Source organism: uncultured Roseobacter sp. (genome assembly GCF_947493125.1).
Taxonomy (GTDB): Bacteria; Pseudomonadota; Alphaproteobacteria; order Rhodobacterales; family Rhodobacteraceae; genus Roseobacter.
Window position 1 is genome coordinate 305,738 of record NZ_CANLQB010000007.1, and the last position, 15,127, is coordinate 320,864.

Annotated in this window: 18 protein-coding genes; 5 read left to right on the forward strand and 13 right to left on the reverse strand. The window is 65.0% G+C overall.

The window, feature by feature from the left end; translation table 11 throughout:
- Positions 1 to 72: 72 nt before the first annotated feature.
- Both rpoH and Q1A71_RS16915 read right to left on the reverse strand, forming a co-directional pair.
- Positions 73 to 969, reverse strand: coding sequence for an RNA polymerase sigma factor RpoH (rpoH, locus tag Q1A71_RS16910; RefSeq protein ID WP_299678956.1), 897 nt, complete (start codon positions 967 to 969; stop codon positions 73 to 75).
- 186 nt (positions 970 to 1,155) lie between these two features.
- Positions 1,156 to 2,181, reverse strand: coding sequence for an RluA family pseudouridine synthase (locus Q1A71_RS16915; protein ID WP_299678959.1), 1,026 nt, complete (start codon positions 2,179 to 2,181; stop codon positions 1,156 to 1,158).
- 13 nt (positions 2,182 to 2,194) lie between these two features.
- Here Q1A71_RS16915 and Q1A71_RS16920 point away from each other — a divergent pair, with 13 nt between their 5' ends.
- Positions 2,195 to 2,488 (forward strand): DUF6476 family protein, encoded by a 294-nt coding sequence (locus Q1A71_RS16920; RefSeq protein WP_299678962.1) that lies wholly within the window; start codon positions 2,195 to 2,197, stop codon positions 2,486 to 2,488.
- A gap of 52 nt (positions 2,489 to 2,540) precedes the next feature.
- Positions 2,541 to 3,422, forward strand: coding sequence for an AEC family transporter (locus tag Q1A71_RS16925; protein WP_299678965.1), 882 nt, complete (start codon positions 2,541 to 2,543; stop codon positions 3,420 to 3,422).
- A 156-nt stretch (positions 3,423 to 3,578) separates the two neighbouring features.
- On the opposite strand, the gene Q1A71_RS16930 is transcribed toward Q1A71_RS16925, so the two are convergent.
- Entirely contained in the window at positions 3,579 to 4,262 is a 684-nt protein-coding gene (locus tag Q1A71_RS16930) for an alpha/beta hydrolase (RefSeq protein ID WP_299678968.1), read from the reverse strand.
- A 12-nt stretch (positions 4,263 to 4,274) separates the two neighbouring features.
- Positions 4,275 to 5,204 carry a VOC family protein gene (locus Q1A71_RS16935; RefSeq protein WP_299678971.1) on the reverse strand — a complete coding sequence of 310 codons (930 nt, stop codon included), beginning with the start codon at positions 5,202 to 5,204 and terminating at the stop codon, positions 4,275 to 4,277.
- A gap of 110 nt (positions 5,205 to 5,314) precedes the next feature.
- Here Q1A71_RS16935 and Q1A71_RS16940 point away from each other — a divergent pair, with 110 nt between their 5' ends.
- A complete protein-coding gene (locus tag Q1A71_RS16940) occupies positions 5,315 to 6,229 on the forward strand; it encodes a LysR family transcriptional regulator (protein ID WP_299678974.1) in 915 nt (304 codons plus the stop codon).
- A gap of 425 nt (positions 6,230 to 6,654) precedes the next feature.
- On the opposite strand, the gene Q1A71_RS16945 is transcribed toward Q1A71_RS16940, so the two are convergent.
- From Q1A71_RS16945 to Q1A71_RS16965, 5 genes are all read right to left on the reverse strand, one after another.
- Complete coding sequence (locus tag Q1A71_RS16945; protein WP_299678977.1) at positions 6,655 to 7,692, reverse strand: diguanylate cyclase; 1,038 nt, start codon at positions 7,690 to 7,692, stop codon at positions 6,655 to 6,657.
- The gene (locus Q1A71_RS16950; RefSeq protein WP_299678980.1) at positions 7,689 to 8,276 is read right to left on the reverse strand and encodes a heme NO-binding domain-containing protein; all 588 of its coding nucleotides are present in this window, start codon (positions 8,274 to 8,276) and stop codon (positions 7,689 to 7,691) included. The genes Q1A71_RS16945 and Q1A71_RS16950 overlap by 4 nt, the downstream gene beginning before the upstream one ends.
- A gap of 99 nt (positions 8,277 to 8,375) precedes the next feature.
- Positions 8,376 to 9,938 (reverse strand): trimethylamine methyltransferase family protein, encoded by a 1,563-nt coding sequence (locus Q1A71_RS16955; protein WP_299678983.1) that lies wholly within the window; start codon positions 9,936 to 9,938, stop codon positions 8,376 to 8,378.
- Positions 9,939 to 10,057: 119 nt separating this feature from the next.
- Positions 10,058 to 10,759, reverse strand: a complete 702-nt coding sequence (locus Q1A71_RS16960) for an HAD family hydrolase (RefSeq protein WP_299678986.1) — start codon at positions 10,757 to 10,759, stop codon at positions 10,058 to 10,060.
- Positions 10,756 to 11,037 carry a DUF3572 domain-containing protein gene (locus tag Q1A71_RS16965; protein ID WP_299678989.1) on the reverse strand — a complete coding sequence of 94 codons (282 nt, stop codon included), beginning with the start codon at positions 11,035 to 11,037 and terminating at the stop codon, positions 10,756 to 10,758. The genes Q1A71_RS16960 and Q1A71_RS16965 overlap by 4 nt, the downstream gene beginning before the upstream one ends.
- 122 nt (positions 11,038 to 11,159) lie before the next feature.
- Here Q1A71_RS16965 and Q1A71_RS16970 point away from each other — a divergent pair, with 122 nt between their 5' ends.
- Positions 11,160 to 12,542 (forward strand): diguanylate cyclase, encoded by a 1,383-nt coding sequence (locus Q1A71_RS16970; protein WP_299679142.1) that lies wholly within the window; start codon positions 11,160 to 11,162, stop codon positions 12,540 to 12,542.
- 3 nt (positions 12,543 to 12,545) lie between these two features.
- Here Q1A71_RS16970 and Q1A71_RS16975 read toward each other — a convergent pair whose 3' ends face one another.
- The 4 genes from Q1A71_RS16975 to Q1A71_RS16990 all read right to left on the reverse strand — a co-directional run bounded on the left by Q1A71_RS16975 (position 12,546) and on the right by Q1A71_RS16990 (position 14,494).
- Complete coding sequence (locus Q1A71_RS16975) at positions 12,546 to 13,037, reverse strand: periplasmic heavy metal sensor (protein ID WP_299678991.1); 492 nt, start codon at positions 13,035 to 13,037, stop codon at positions 12,546 to 12,548.
- 3 nt (positions 13,038 to 13,040) lie between these two features.
- On the reverse strand, positions 13,041 to 13,394 hold the full coding sequence (locus Q1A71_RS16980; protein ID WP_299678993.1) for a hypothetical protein: 354 nt from the start codon (positions 13,392 to 13,394) through the stop codon (positions 13,041 to 13,043).
- Positions 13,378 to 13,971, reverse strand: a complete 594-nt coding sequence (locus Q1A71_RS16985) for an RNA polymerase sigma factor (protein WP_299678996.1) — start codon at positions 13,969 to 13,971, stop codon at positions 13,378 to 13,380. Before Q1A71_RS16985 ends, Q1A71_RS16980 begins: the two co-directional genes overlap by 17 nt.
- A gap of 67 nt (positions 13,972 to 14,038) precedes the next feature.
- A complete protein-coding gene (locus tag Q1A71_RS16990; RefSeq protein ID WP_299678999.1) occupies positions 14,039 to 14,494 on the reverse strand; it encodes a calcium-binding protein in 456 nt (151 codons plus the stop codon).
- A gap of 279 nt (positions 14,495 to 14,773) precedes the next feature.
- Between Q1A71_RS16990 and Q1A71_RS16995 the strand changes: the two genes are divergently transcribed.
- Positions 14,774 to 15,115: a DUF983 domain-containing protein gene (locus tag Q1A71_RS16995; RefSeq protein ID WP_299679145.1), complete on the forward strand. Its 342-nt coding sequence runs from the start codon at positions 14,774 to 14,776 to the stop codon at positions 15,113 to 15,115.
- Positions 15,116 to 15,127: the final 12 nt, after the last annotated feature.

Below are 15,127 nucleotides of genomic sequence, written 5' to 3' on the forward strand. Positions count from 1 at the left end.
GCTGAGCTTGGGCGGCAGATGGAAAGCTAGGCGCGGACAGCTTTTCCCAGGCGTGCCCGCGTGCATTTGCGATCAGGCGCTGGTCAGCATGCCCTTCTCACGCGCCAATTCGCGCATCTTCTTCTGCAGCTTCTCAAAAGCCCGCACCTCGATCTGACGAATGCGCTCGCGGCTGACGTCATATTCGGCGCTGAGGTCCTCAAGCGTCACGGTCTTGTCCGACAGGCGCCGTTGCGTGAGGATGTCCTTCTCGCGGTCGTTCAGGACACTCATCGCCTCGCCCAGCAACTCGCGACGCGCTTCAAGCTCGTTGCGCGCCTCATAATCGCCAGCCTGATCCGCATCTTCATCCTCGAGCCAATCCTGCCACTGCATGGCCCCTTCGGTTTCCGAACCCACGGTGGCGTTGAGCGACGCGTCCCCACCCGACATCCGCCGGTTCATGGAAATCACCTCATCCTCGGTCACGCCCAGATCGGTCGCGATCCGGGTCACGTTTTCGGGGCGCAGATCGCCTTCCTCCAGCGCGCCGATGCGGCTCTTGGCCTTGCGCAGATTGAAGAACAGCTTCTTCTGGCCGGAGGTCGTGCCAAGCTTGACCAGGCTCCAGCTCCGCAGGATGTACTCCTGGATCGACGCCCGGATCCACCACATCGCATATGTGGCAAGCCGGAATCCCTTCTCGGGGTCAAAGCGCTTGACCGCCTGCATCAGACCCACATTGGCCTCGGAAATCACCTCGGCCTGGGGCAGACCATAGCCGCGATATCCCATCGCGATCTTGGCCGCGAGGCGCAGGTGCGAGGTGACCATCTTGTGGGCGGCCTCGGTGTCCTGCTCTTCGACCCAGCGCTTGGCCAGCATATACTCTTCTTCTGGCTCGAGCAGCGGGAATTTGCGAATTTCCTGCATGTAGCGGTTCAATCCGCCTTCCGGCGTCGGGGCCGGTAGATTTGCATAGTTTGCCATGGGAGCCTCCCAATGTTTACAGGCTTAACATGAAATATGGTGTCTGAACCGATCAGTTCAAGCCACCTCTTCCAAAAATGTTAACGGAAACAGTATCGCGTCCTGATTAATGAAAGACTGACACAAAGCGCCCGCGTTAACACTTCACGTGACTGTGCGCTCACGCAGGCTTGCGAAATATGTCAGTCAGGCCCGCAGCGCGGCCAGAAGGTCCGTCATATCCGCCGGCAAGGGCGCTTCGAACCGCAGTTTCGCCCCCGTCAGCGGGTGCACGAAGCCCAGAACGGCGGCGTGCAGCGCCTGGCGCGAGAAACGGGTGATCGCACCTGCGGCGGTCTCGCTGAACGCCCGGACCGGCAGCTTGCGCTTGCCGCCATAGGTCGGATCGCCCACCAGCCCGTGGCCGGCATGTGCCAGGTGCACCCGGATCTGATGGGTGCGGCCGGTTTCCAGCCAGCATTCCATCAGCGCCAGGGTGGGCGGGTCGCCAAAAGAGGCAACGTTGCGGGCGCGGGTGACCGCATGGCGTCCGCCCTGAAACACGACGGCCTGACGCTGGCGGTCGGTCCTGTGGCGCGCCAGCTGGGTGGTGATCTTGAGGATATTGCCCGGCTCGAAACGCGTGCCCTTCACGCCGCGCAACCGGGGGTCATTGCCGTCCGGAACCCCATGGACCAGGGCCTGATAATAGCGCTCCACGGTATGCGCTTCGAACTGCGCGGCAAGGCCGTGATGGGCTGCATCCGATTTGGCGACAACAAGCAGCCCCGAGGTGTCCTTGTCGATCCGATGCACGATCCCCGGCCGTTTGGTGCCACCGACGCCCGACAGCTCCGCCCCACAGTGCGCCAGCAGCGCGTTGACCAATGTGCCGGAGGGCGTCCCGGGCGCGGGATGCACCACCATCCCCGCAGGCTTGTTCACAACAATGACATCTGCGTCCTCGTGCACGATCTCCAATGGGATGGCTTCGGGCAGGATATGGCTCTCCTGCGCCTCCTCAACGGTGATCGTAACGCCCGCCCCGGCCGCGACGCGGGCCTTGGGATCGACCTGTGCCACCCCATCCACGAGGACCGCGCCCGAGGTGATCAGACGCGCCAGCCGGGTCCGCGACAGCGCGGCCTCCTCTGGCACATCCCGCGCAAGCGCCTTATCAAGACGCGGCGGCGGTGCGGCGTCGATGGTGAAGTGAATGTGGCGAGACGGCATGGACAACCCTGAAATGAATTCGGACACAGCGCCTCAAGAGCCCGCCAACCTGCGGTTTCTGCGTCGACTGGTGACGGTGCTGACCGCCACGATGATAGGCGGTGTCATACTGATCATCGCGCTGATTGTCATGCGTTTCAACGCACCACCACCCGATTTGCCCGACAGTATCGCAGTACCGGGCGGAGCCGCGGCCATCAGCTTCACGCAAGGGCCCGACTGGTACGCCGTGACCACGGATGCAAACCAGATCCTGATTTTCGACCGCGTCACCGGCCAGCTGCGCCAAACCATTGAAATCGACTGAGCGCGCACCCGTCACGCCATCGCTCTCCCCCGCCTGAGAAGAGACCCGCCTTTTGGACCTTGCCCTGAAAGTCATCGAGATCACGGCCCCGGTGTTTCTGCTGGTGGGCATGGGTTTTCTCTGGGTGCGCCTCGGCTTTGAATACCGGGTGCAGTTCGTCACGCGGCTGTCCATGACCCTGGCGATTCCGGCTCTGATCTTCGTCGCGCTGATGGAGACGGAAATTCCTGCCGACTCGCTCTCCAAGATCAGCCTCGCCGCCGTCGTCGGCTATACCTGCGCAGCCTTCGGCGCCTGGGTCCTCCTGCGCCTGACCGGGCTCGATCTGCGGACCTATCTGGCGCCGGTCATGATGGGCAACACCGGCAACATCGGCCTGCCGCTCGCGCTCTTCGCCTATGGGGACGAAGGGCTCGGTTATGCGGTGGTGGTCTTCGCCATCTCCTCCATCTTCGCCTTCACCTTCGGGGTCTGGACCGTGGCCCGGACCAACTCGCCCCTCACGATGTTCAAGGAGCCAATGGTTGCGGCCACCCTGCTGGGGGCGCTGTTTCTCTGGCAGGACTGGCAGACCCCGCTGGTCCTCACCAATACGCTGTCTCTGCTGGGCCAAATGGCTATACCGCTGATGCTGATCACCCTCGGGGTGGCCGTCGGGCGGCTGGCGCCCCAGAACGTCGGTCGGTCGCTGTGGGTGGCGCTGGCCAAAATCTCCCTCTGCGCCAGCATCGGGTGGGTGCTTGGGCGCTGGTTTGACCTGCCGCCCGTCGCCTTCGGCATTCTGGTGCTGCAACTCGCGGCGCCCGCGGCTGTCACGAGTTACCTGATTGCGGAAAAATATGGTGCGGATGCGCAGGCCGTCGCCGGGTTGGTGGTTGTGTCGACGCTTCTGTCGATCGTCACGCTGCCGCTGCTCCTGAGCCTCGTCTTGTAGCGCGTCACCCGCAACTCGACAGCGGATCGGAGGGCGCCGCCGCCAATCCCTTCGCCCCGCACCAGGTGGTCGGAAATAGTCCCCCCATCGGGAAGGCCCCTTCACCGCGGCGCCCCTGAACCCCGCAGCATGTCAGACGCCAGCTGCCACTGATGATCAAGGACGCACAAGTGGCTCCGCTGAGGCGCCAACACCTCCGGATTCTCCATACAGCGCCCGCCCTTCATCGCCGTCCGTCCGCGTGAGCAAGGCGGAAAGTGCCACAAGCTCCTCTCGGCGCAACTCGTGTCCACCGTTGTGAACCGACGTTGTCACCTCCGCGCCCTGAGCCCTTGACCAGGTCACCAGCCGCTCTGTCATCGGCCAGGGGCAAATCGGGTCGCGCCGGCCGGCAGTGATCAACAGCTTGCGAGCCCGAAGCCCCGGCGCGGGAGCGGGGCTCCACGGGATCAGAGGATGCAGCAGCCCCACCCGATCAAACAGATCGGGACGCTTCATCATCACAGCCGCCAGGATGTTGGCCCCGTTGGAATAGCCGAAGCCATAAACCTCCCGGTACGGATAGCGGCGCGTCCAGCCGTCCACATAGCCCGCCATTTTCGCCGTGGCGCGTGCGAGGTCCTGCATGTCGTAGACCCCTTCACCGGTGCGGCGAAAGAAGCGCGACGCCCCCCTCTCCAGGATATCCCCGCGCGGCGATACGACACCGCCGCCCGGAACCAGCTCCTGTGCGAGATCGAAGAATTGAGCCTCATCCCCACCGGTGCCGTGGAAGGCGAAGACAAGCGGCCCGCGCCCCGCGGGGGCCTTGGTCAACGCGTGGTATGCCTCTGCAGTCATGCGGCACCCTCCTCATGCAAGCTCTGGCAGTCGTCGTTCGATCTGCGCGCGATAGGGCCGGTAGCGATCCGGCAGCATCAGGGCCTCACCCAAATGCGCCGTATCCTCATCGCGGTCAAAGCCGGGCTCATTGGTGGCAATCTCGAACAGCACACCCCCGGGGGTGCGGAAATAAATCGCCCAGAAGTAATCCCGGTCGATCACGGGCGTGACCTGATAGCCGGTCGCCATGAGCGCCTTGCGGACCTCCAGCTGCGCTGCTCGGTCCTCGACGGCGAAAGCAATGTGATGAACGGAACCGGCCCCCTGGGTCGCCTGCCTCGCGTCGGGCACCTCTTCGAGATCAAGGGTGCGCGCCGCGTTTCCGCCCTCGATCCGATACCGCGTCACCGATCCCTCGGTCTCTTCCTTCTGATATCCCATGAAGGTCAACAGCTCGCCCGTGGCCGCCGCATCCGCTAGCCGAAACCGGGCTCCGTGAAACCCGAGCACGCCTTCACCTGCGCCAATCCCGCCACCGGTCCAGGACGCCCGACCGTCAGGCTCGGCCTCGACAAGCGCAAAGCCGTCGCCATCCGGGCCATCAAACTCCAGTCTGGCCTCTCCCAGAAACGCGCTGTCTTTCAGGCCGGACACACCCTGCGCTGCAAGATGATCCTTCCAGAAGCCAAGCGCGCCTGTCGGCACTGCAAATTCGGTCACGCCAACCTCGCCAGCCCCGCGGGTCCCGCCGGGCATCCCCCCAAAGGGAAAATAGGTCATGACCGACCCCGGCGTGCCCACCTCATCCCCATAGTAGAGGTGATAGACCTCGGGCGCGTCGAAATTCACGGTCTTCTTGACCCGGCGCAGCCCAAGGGTCCGGGTGAAGAAGTTGTTGTTTTCGGTCGCATCAGCCGCCATCGACGTGACGTGGTGCAGACCTTTGATGAGATTTTTCATGATGCGTTTCTACCCTTTGCAACTCGTCGAGGCAAAGGTGGGGGGGAATATTCCAAAAAACTACAGCATCAAATTTGCATTCACTATGCCGATCTCTGATAATAATCAGAATGCAGCAAGATCTCAAACCAATCCGGGTGTTCCTCGCGGTGGCGCGCCTGCAAAGCTTTGCCGCCGCCGCCAGGTCGCTTGCGATGACCCCTGCGTCCGCAACGCGCATCGTCGCCAAACTCGAAGAGGAGCTTGGTCAACAACTGCTGCTCCGGACCACCCGACAGGTCTCCCTGACATCCACCGGCGCGCTGGTGGCCGCACGCTATCAGCCCCTTGTCGAGGCGTTCGATCAGGTGAGGGCCGAACTGGACCGGGAGATGCAGCCGCACCGCGGGCGTCTGTCCATCAACGCACCGATGGCCTTTGGCCTCCGGCTGATGCCGGGCCTGATCGACAGCTTTCAGCTGGCATATCCGAACATCGACCTGACCATCCGCCTCACGGACCGGCTCGTCGATATCGTCTCCGAGGCCTGCGATCTGGCCATCCGCGTATCGGAGCCGCCAACCGACAAGTCCACCATCTGGCGGAAGCTCTGCGAAGTTCCGATGCGCGCGGTCGCCGCGCCGTCCCTCTTCGCGCGCGTTCCACGACCGGATACGCCGGACGATCTGGAGCGACGCCTGTGTCTCTCCTATGGTGAGACCATGGACGGCGAAGTCTGGCGCTTTCAGAAGGGCGGTGTGAAACGGGCGGTCACCGCGGGACACGCCATTCACTCCAACAACGGCGATCTGCTCTATCGTCTGGCCCGGCGGGGCGTAGGCATCGTTGTCTTGCCGGAGTTCCACGTGGCGGATGGCTTAAGGAGCGGAGAGGTCGAAGCGGTCCTTCCGGACTGGGATCTGCCGTCGCTTTGGCTGTCGCTCTACTACCCGCCCTACGAGGCGCTGCCTCCCCTGGTGGCAACCTTCACGGACTTCTTCGAAGCCTATCTGGCCGAGGAGAGTGGGTTCGCCTTCCAGACCTAGCTTCGTCAGGGTATGGAGCGCGTTTGTACCGATCCAACGCTGCGGTCAACGGAGGCCGTCCGGGTCGACGCAAAACACCTGCCATGCCCGCGTGCCCGGCCTCCGAAGCGGTGCAGCGGGTCCCGAAGATGCTGCAAATGGTCGCCCGCAACACTGGACACCCGGCTCCGACATCCGATGGGCACCCGCGCGGCAGCTGTCCCGGCGAGATGTCATTTGCCGGCCAGGGCGACAAGCCCAGCCGCTTGAGCCGTTGAAACGCCTGCACAGAGGGCGCGTCCTGCGCATCCACGCCATACCCGCCGCCCGGCGTCGGTTCATTCTGGAGTCGTCTCTGTTTTGGCCGCGCCGTTTCACCAACCGCAGTCCAATCGGACAACCGTCCCCAGAAATCCCAAACACGTGCCCGAGGCCGCGCCACGCTCTCACATCTGCGGTGCCTGCGCTCGGGGAAGCGGGATCTTGGCCGCCTCCGACCGCGCCCGCAGCTCTTCGGAAAAGAACGTGTGCCGTCCCCGCCCACGGTGCTTTGATTCGTAGAGCGCCACGTCGGCATCGCCCAGCAGCTGATCCGCCGTCGCCACTTCATAGTTGCGTGACAGGGTCGTGCCGGCGCTGCCCGAAACCTTGCAGCGCTCGCCTTCGAACAGGATCGGTTCGCGGATCCGCTCGATGATCCGCGTGGCGATCTGGTCGATCACCGCAGGCTCTTCCACATCACGGAGCAGCAAGACGAACTCATCGCCCCCGACCCGCGCCACGGTGTCGTGGCTGCGCACCTCTTTGAGCATGATGCTCGCCACCTGCTGCAGTACATAGTCGCCCGCTGCGTGGCCCATCGTATCGTTGACCGCCTTGAAGTAGTCGAGATCCATGTGCATCAGCGCGAAATTCTCGCCGTCGGCGATCAAATCGCTCAGGATGCTGTCCATGCCGCGGCGATTGCGCAGCCCGGTGAGCGTGTCGGTCAGCGCCTGCTCTTCCGCCGCCACGCGCGCCCCCTGCAAACGGCGATTGAGCTGGCGCGACGCCTCCATTGCCGCCGATTTCGCCTCCACCAGATAGAGCATCTCGATGGCCAAATCCGTCGGGGCAAAATCCGCCGCCGTCAGCTTGTAATCCTGCACCGCATCCACAACCGAAATGCCGAAGGACAGATTCACAATCATCTGGCCCTCGTCCGGGCCTTCCATCAGCACCCCCTTCAGCTCGCGATGGGGCGGTTCGCGCAGCTGCAAATGCAGCTTCATCGCCGCCGCCTCGCGCAGACCCTCCAGGGTCGTGATCTCACGCGGGCGCTTGATCTCGAAGACATCGAGAAAGGGGCGGCCCACAACCGGCTGCTGGCGCGAGAGCTTCTGTGTCGTGGGTCCGGCCGAGGTGATCAGCCCATCCGGACAGAGAACCACATGCATCGGACAGAGCACGCTCAACATCTCATGGCTCCGCGGTGCGCCGATCATGACGCCTGCGCGCCCAGTTCGAACCCGCGGCCTTCTGCGTAGTCGGCCTCAAGCAGCGCGATCGACACCGTTTCGACCCCATCGGCCTCGCCCCTGTGCTCGAGAAACACCAGCGCGCCATAGTCGTCAGCCATCGCCCGCAACACCCCGGTAAACAGATGGCCACAGCCCGGAATATCGCCAACGCAGGTCAGGCTGTACTGATGCGGGCCATGCTCCCGCAGCTCCAGCCGCGGCAGGGTCAGATCGGCCACCGCCAGACGCGCCCGATCCGGCAGATCATCCAGCGAGTGCAGAAATTCGACGAACGTCACGCCGCCAAAGCGCAACAGCCTGCGCAACGCCTCCAGATTGGGATGCGAGACCAGATAGGTTCCGATATCCTCCATCAGCTCGTCGTAGGGGCGGTCGAGAATATCGCTGACCGCCGCCAGCACACGCGGCGTGATCGCGTCATCATAGGTCCACATGGCCTCGAACTCGACAAAGCCGAGATCCGCGCGCCGGGCCACAGCGGCCCATTGCGGCGCGCCATAGCTGTCGACAACGAACCGCTGTATCGCCCTGTTTATAAGCCCGTGCATGGCCGCCTCATTCCGATCTGACGGTCGGAGAATGGAGTGCATCGGTTAAGAAATACCCAACGCGGACGGGGATCACAGAGGTTTCAAGGCGATTTCCGCTCAGAAATCCGTCGGCGCGCCGCCTTCCGCCTTCCGCCGCGCCACGAAATCCGCAAGTTCGTCGCGGATCGCGATATCCATCGGCGGCGGCTCGAAACTGGCGACGATCTCCTTGAACATCAGATGCGCACGCTCCGGCGTCCAGACCGCGCCCGCGACCTCCCATCCTTCATAGTTGCGCCAATCGCTCAGGAACGGCTGATAGAAGGCGGTGGTGTAGCGGTCCTGCGTGTGCTGAATGCCAAAGAAGTGCCCCGCGTTGCCGACCGATTTGATCGCCTCCAGCGCGATCTCATCGGGCCCGGTCGCGACCAGAGAAGGATCCATATACCGTTGAATTTGCTGCAGGACCTCGCAATCCATGATGAACTTTTCAGGGCTCGCGATCAGCCCGCCCTCCAGCCAGCCCGCTGCGTGATAGACCATGTTGGAGCCCGATTGTACCGCCGCCCAGAGGCTGTTGGAGGTCTCCCACATCGCCTGCCCGTCCGGGACATTCGCGGCACAGACACCGCTGGAGCGCATCGGCAGACCGTAGAACCGCGCCATCTGCCCGGTCATCTGGGTCGCCCGCATGTATTCGGGCGTCCCGAAGGCGGGCGCCCCGGATTTCATGTCAACGTTGGAGGTAAATGTTCCGATGACCACCGGGCACCCCGGACGGATGATCTGGGCAAGCACCACCGCGCAGAGCGCCTCGGCCAGCGACTGCGCCACAGCACCGGCCATCGTCACCGGGGCCATGGCACCGGCCAGCGTGAAGGGGGTGACCACCAGCCCCTGTCCACGGCGCGCCAACCGCATCCAGCCATCCAGCATCGGAAAGTCATGCTTCAGCGGAGACGTCGAGTTGATATTCGTGTACATTCTGGGGGTTGCGTCGAAGTCTTCATGTGACAACCCACCCGCGATCCGGACCATCTCCATCACGTCCTCGACACGCTCCTTACCCAGCGAATAGGCGTGCATGACCTTGTCGGTGAGTGTCAGCTTGTCGAAGAGCACATCCAGGTGCCGCACGCTGGCGTGCAGATCCACCGGCTCCACCGGATAGCCGCCCGCGAAATGGATGCAGTTGAAGTATTGCGTGAGTTTCAGCAGGTTGCGGCACATCTCGCGGGTGCCGGGCACCTTGGTGCCGCGCTCCATATCCCAGTAATTGGGCGGAGAAGAGACGTTGCCGAAGAGCAGGCTGCGTCCGCCCACGGTGATCCGGCGCGCCGGGTTGCGGGGAGTCAGCGTGAACTCGGAGGGCGCCTTACCCACCCACTCCATGACGAACTCGCGCCCCATGCGCACATTTTCATCCTGCACCGTGCATCCCGCCTTGCGCAGGATCTGCACCGCCTCTGGGTTGAGGAACTCCACACCGATCTCTTCGAGAATGCGCATGGCCCCATCGTGAATCGCGGCCACCCCCTCGGGCGACAGCGGTTCGGTGGGGCGATCCGTGTTCACCGGGGGGGTCCAGGGCATCTGCTCGATCACCGCGGTGCCGCGCCGGGTGGCGGCACCGGCGCGCCCGCCGCTGCGCCCTCTGCGTTTGGATGCTGTCGTGACCATGGCGCCGTTCTCCTCGCAGGCTCACCCCATAAGGCGCAAGCGGTAGCGCGACAGCCGTCTTGTTCGCGACGGATTCAGTCGTTTTTATGCGGCTGGGAGGAACGGGCGTGGGTCGCCGGTCAGCCCAAGGCCTGACCGGCGACCCACGCGGGCAAAGCGGAAATGTCATCGAAAACGGCATCGGCGAGCGGAGCCAGCTCGTCTCGACCCGCCAGCCCGGTCAGCACGCCGACACAGCGCATCCCCGCCGCGCGCCCCGCCTGCAGATCATGGGTGCTGTCGCCCACCATCACGATCTCGGCCACCGGCAGATCCACCGCCCCGGCAAAGGCCAGGAGCTGCCCCGGCGCCGGTTTACCCCCATGCCCGCTGTCAAACCCGGCAATGAAATCAAAGAGATGCGTCACCTCAGCTCGGTCGAGATGCGCCCGGGCCGGCGCTTCGGCATCGTTGGTGGCCACACCCAGCCGCAACCCCTCCCGCCGCAGACCGCTGAGAAAGGGGACCAGCGGCACCGCCTCCACCTGTTGGGCCTGTGCGGCTTCCGCGTTCATCACCTGCATCAGGCCGCGAAACGACTGGCCGGGCAGATGTGGCAGCAGCGCCTGCGCGATCTCGCCCGGCGTTCCGGCCACCACGACACTGCCCGGCTGAAATCGCCGCGCGGCAAGATCAAAGCCAATCTCCGCGCCCAGCTGCGCCGCATGGCTCCTGTCGCGGGCCAGCCGGTCCAGAAACGCCGCGGCCCAGGCCTCCCGGGTGGCGGCAAAGTCGAACAAGGTGCCGTCCTTGTCGAAGAGCACCCCGCGCACAGGTCTCATGTCCAGTTCACCTGCGCGCCTCCGGGCAAAGCCTGGCGGGCCTGCATCGGCGCATCGTAGGCAACGCGGAGCGCGTCGCAGGCCCGCACCACCCAGGCGTCATCCATCATCAGAAAGTCCAGCACCGAGGCCAGAAACACCGGGTCCGTCGCCCCGGCCCGCAGATCGGCCTCGCTGGCGCCGGTCGCGCCCAGAAAGACCGGCAACAGCGCCTCATCAGCCGCCAGCCAACCCAAAATCCGAAGCCCCAGAACCTCGGCGGTTTCTTGCGTGTACATGCGCGCCTGCCCAAAGATTGCCCGATATTCGAAACGCTTTGTTAACCAAATTCGGCGCAATGTCGACGGACGATCAGCAACCCTGAGAGGACGCGACAGGCGTGCAAGGAAAAATACTCATTGTGGACGCGATTTCTACAAATCGCATCGTGTTAAAAGTTAAACTTGCCTCGGCCTTCTACGAAGTCATCCAGGCCTCCACCGCCGACGAGGCCTGCGTCGCAGCCCTCCGCCACGGCCCCGATCTGATCATCTCGGCCATGGCCCTGCCGGACTGCGACGCGGCCGAGCTCTGCCGCCGCCTCGACCACAATCCACAGACCCGGGCGATCCCGCTCATGGTGGTCGGTTGCCGGCCCAATGCCGATACACGGCTCAAGGCGCTGGAAGCGGGCGTGCAGGACGTGATGCTCAAGCCGATCGACGACACCCTTCTCCTGGCACGGGTGCGCAGCCTGATCCGTGCCCACAATTCAGCAGCGGAATGGCAGATGCGAGACGACACCTCACGCGCCCTTGGCTTCGCCGAGGATACCTTGGATTTCGGACCACCCGGGCGGGCGGTTCTGGTGGGCGCCGACGCGCCCAATGCGCACAACTGGATGTCACAACTGCGCCCGCACCTGCGCACGAGCCTCAGCTTCGCCTCACCCGACACCGCGCTGCGCGACCTTGCGCCCGGCAAGGTGCCGGATGTGTTCATCCTGACGCTGTCGGAAGAGGACAACAGCACCAGCGACGTGCTGCGCCTGCTGGCCGCGATCCGCGCCACCGCCATCACCCGCCACGCCGGCATCCTCGTGGTGCAGGCCCGCCCCGACCCCGGGCTCGGTGCCTATGCGCTCGATCTGGGCGCCGACGACCTGATGACCGACGGCTTCGAGGTGGCGGAGATGACCTTGCGGGTCAAGGCGATGCTGCGCCGCAAGCGCATCGCCGACCAGCTGCGCGCCACCGTGCGCACCGGGCTGCAGGCCGCCGTGTGCGACCCGCTCACGGGGCTGCACAACCGCCGCTATGCCATGCCGCACCTGAGCCGCGTGGCCGAACATTCCGCCGCAACCGGGCGCAGCTTTGCCGTGATGGTGGCTGATCTGGATCACTTCAAGCAGATCAACGATCTTTACGGCCACGCGTCGGGCGATGCGGTGCTGGTGGAAACGGCAAGACGCCTGCGCGACAACCTGCGCGGCGTCGATCTGATTGCGCGGATCGGCGGGGAGGAGTTCCTGATCGTCATGCCCGCCACCCCGCTCTCCGAAGCGCGGGTCGCAGCCAGCCGGCTCTGTCGCAAGATCGGCGGACGCGGGTTCATCGTGCCGGGCGCGGACGATCCCATCAAGGTGACCGTCTCCATCGGCGTGACCATCGGCGGCATCCGCAAGCCGCACGACGGCGAGGCACCGCAGGACGCCAACCTGCTGCTCGATGCCGCGGACAAGGCGCTCTATGCAGCGAAGATGCAGGGCCGCAACCAGGTCAACCTGAACCGCCCGGCGGCCTGACGCTCACCTGCGCGGCCCCTTCGGCCCCCGGCGCAACACGTCTTCCACGGCATCCGCGTAGGCGCTGCGCTCTGCATCACTCATGCCCGCCACCACGTCGAGCCAGGCCGCCTGCGCTGTCTTCTGCACCGCAATCGTCGTCTCCGCCTGACGCGCCGCCGCCGCTGCAAGCACCCCGGCATCGAAGGGCGTCGCCCGCAGGGCACTGAGCACATCGCGGTAGAGCGCGCGCCGCGCACTACGGTCGGGCAGATCCGCACCGGACCGGATAACGCGCCCGATCTGACGCCGGTCCTCGCGCGGCAGCGCCATCATATAGGGCAGCCCATAGGCACCGAAGCCCGTGCTGCGCGGGCCCATCCCCTTGCCATCCCCGTGGCGCAGCACAGCACCGCCGATCAGGCCCACCACCGCAAGGTTCAGCGCCAGTGAAACGCCCAGAAGGATCTTGATCCGCCGCGACATCGGCCGACGGCTCGGGTTCGTTTCCTGCATCTCTCAGCCTTCCTCCAGGTCCCAGCCAAAGCTGGTCAGTTCCGCCGTGTTGCTCAACAGCTCCGTGCTGCCATATCCGAAGATCAGCGCGCCCGCATCGGGCAGCGCCTGAGGCGGGCTCCACCCGATCCAGAGCCCGGCGCAGGTCGCCGCGGCCAGACCGCTCAGCCCCTGCCAGCCGCCGAGCACCTCCCCCAGCCGCGTCCAGATCGGCACCCGGACCGGCGCCTGTGCCTCCTGCGCATCCTCGAGCACCCGTGCCATCAACGCCTTGGGCACCTGGGGCGGAGCCGCCCGGGCTGCCTCGAAAAACGCCTCCAGCGCGTCGCCGCCCGTGTCTCTATCCGGCTTTTTCATCGTCATATCCCAAATCTGCGCGCCGTCCGGCGAGAAGTGCCGTCAACGCTCGTTTGCCCCGCGCGGTCAGGCTTTCCACCGCGCGCGGGCTGATCTCCATCACCTGCGCGATCTCGGGGTTCGACAACCCCTCGATATGGCGCAGCACCACCGCCTGCCTCTGGCGCTCCGGCAAGGTCGCGAGCGCCGCCTGCAGCGCCTCATGGCGGCTGCGGTCCTGCATCTGCTGTGCCACCCCGGGCTGCGGATCGGCAGGCTCCGCGATCTCGTCCAGCCCCACCCCGCGCCGCTTGCGCAGCCGGTCAATGCACAGGTTCGCCGTCACCCGGTAGAGCCAGGTGGTCACCTTCGCCTCGCCCGGCCGCCACTCCGGTGCGGTCCGCCACAGCCGCAACATGGCTTCCTGCGCCACATCCTCAGCCTCCATCGCATCCCCCAGAAGCCGCGTGGCATGGGCATAGACCCGCGGCAGCAGGCGTGCGCTCAGCCGCCGCGCAGCCGTCGCGTCGCCCTGAGCATAGAGCCGCAAGAGCGCGTCGTCGGAACCTGAAGGATCTGCGTCCGGCGGCATCGTCATCCCGAGCATGGTTAGAAGGCGGCGGCGCGGCAATCAAGACGCGCCGCCGCTTCGGTCTCCTATGGGATCAGTCCGCTGGCCCGCGATGTCTGCGCGGCCCGCGCATCTTCTCGCGCGCGGCGTCGAACTCGGCCTCGGTGATCGCGCCATCGCCATCCGCATCGACCCGGCTGAAGCGACGCTCGGCACGCTCCGCGGGTGCCGTCTCATCTGGAGACAGGCGGCCATCGGCGTTGGCATCCATCCGCTCGAACATGCGCGCCGACCGCTCCTGCGCCCGTGTCGCAGCCGCCGCCTGCACCTCCTCCAGCGTCAGCGCGCCGTCGCCATCGGTGTCGGCGCGGTCAAAGCGCTCCGCGCCGCGCATGCGCATTTCCTCAAGTGTGATGCGGCCGTCTCCGTCCAGATCAAGCGCGCCAAACGAAATCGGTGCGCCCGGGCCATCGCCGCGTGCTAGGGCCGCACCCGCCGCAACCGTGACAGCCATGACGGCGATCAGTGCCATAAAACCAGTGTTTTTCATCGTGATACTCCTGCGTGTTCTGTCCATTTGCATCCCACCATTTCGGGGCCGGACATCTCTTCTACGCAGCGTCCGCCACATTCCGTCGCCGTCTTTTTGCGCAACATTTCGCGACATCCCGCCGCAGCGACAGCGGCGCATCTTTCATTTGGCGGGATATGGGCGCATTAGAGAGCCTTGGGAAAGGAGTGCGACATGGTTGAGACGACTCACGGGCGCGCGGATCTGTCCGCTCCGGGCGATCTGGCGGATGCGCGAGACCGCGACACCAAACGGTCGATGTTGCGTGGCTGGCGCCGCAAATGCCCCAATTGCGGCAGTGGGCCGCTGCTGCGCTCCTATCTGAAAGTGAACGACAGTTGCCCGGTCTGCAGAGAAGACCTGCACCATCACCGCGCCGACGACGGCCCGGCATATCTCACGATCCTGATTGTGGGCCACCTTATGGCTCCGCTTCTGCATCTGGTCTTCGTGACCTGGCGCCCCGATCCGCTGACGCTGTTCACGATTTTTGCGGTTGGCTGCGTGGGCCTGTCGCTTTATCTTCTGCCCCGACTGAAGGGAGCCATCGTCGGCTACCAATGGGCGCGCAGAATGGGCGGGTTTGCCACATCCGCCTGAGCGAGCGGGTGC

Excerpts from the sequence above, each read along its gene's own strand:
- rpoH (WP_299678956.1), bottom strand. The coding sequence starts at position 969 with ATGGCAAACTATGCAAATCTACCGGCCCCGACGCCGGAAGGCGGATTG.
- Q1A71_RS16915 (WP_299678959.1), bottom strand. The coding sequence starts at position 2,181 with ATGCCGTCTCGCCACATTCACTTCACCATCGACGCCGCACCGCCGCCG.
- Q1A71_RS16920 (WP_299678962.1), top strand. The coding sequence starts at position 2,195 with ATGAATTCGGACACAGCGCCTCAAGAGCCCGCCAACCTGCGGTTTCTG.
- Q1A71_RS16930 (WP_299678968.1), bottom strand. The coding sequence starts at position 4,262 with ATGACTGCAGAGGCATACCACGCGTTGACCAAGGCCCCCGCGGGGCGC.
- Q1A71_RS16935 (WP_299678971.1), bottom strand. The coding sequence starts at position 5,204 with ATGAAAAATCTCATCAAAGGTCTGCACCACGTCACGTCGATGGCGGCT.
- Q1A71_RS16940 (WP_299678974.1), top strand. The coding sequence starts at position 5,315 with ATGCAGCAAGATCTCAAACCAATCCGGGTGTTCCTCGCGGTGGCGCGC.
- Q1A71_RS16945 (WP_299678977.1), bottom strand. The coding sequence starts at position 7,692 with ATGATCGGCGCACCGCGGAGCCATGAGATGTTGAGCGTGCTCTGTCCG.
- Q1A71_RS16950 (WP_299678980.1), bottom strand. The coding sequence starts at position 8,276 with ATGCACGGGCTTATAAACAGGGCGATACAGCGGTTCGTTGTCGACAGC.
- Q1A71_RS16955 (WP_299678983.1), bottom strand. The coding sequence starts at position 9,938 with ATGGTCACGACAGCATCCAAACGCAGAGGGCGCAGCGGCGGGCGCGCC.
- Q1A71_RS16960 (WP_299678986.1), bottom strand. The coding sequence starts at position 10,759 with ATGAGACCTGTGCGCGGGGTGCTCTTCGACAAGGACGGCACCTTGTTC.
- Q1A71_RS16965 (WP_299678989.1), bottom strand. The coding sequence starts at position 11,037 with ATGTACACGCAAGAAACCGCCGAGGTTCTGGGGCTTCGGATTTTGGGT.
- Q1A71_RS16975 (WP_299678991.1), bottom strand. The coding sequence starts at position 13,037 with ATGCAGGAAACGAACCCGAGCCGTCGGCCGATGTCGCGGCGGATCAAG.
- Q1A71_RS16980 (WP_299678993.1), bottom strand. The coding sequence starts at position 13,394 with ATGAAAAAGCCGGATAGAGACACGGGCGGCGACGCGCTGGAGGCGTTT.
- Q1A71_RS16985 (WP_299678996.1), bottom strand. The coding sequence starts at position 13,971 with ATGACGATGCCGCCGGACGCAGATCCTTCAGGTTCCGACGACGCGCTC.
- Q1A71_RS16990 (WP_299678999.1), bottom strand. The coding sequence starts at position 14,494 with ATGAAAAACACTGGTTTTATGGCACTGATCGCCGTCATGGCTGTCACG.
- Q1A71_RS16995 (WP_299679145.1), top strand. The coding sequence starts at position 14,774 with ATGTTGCGTGGCTGGCGCCGCAAATGCCCCAATTGCGGCAGTGGGCCG.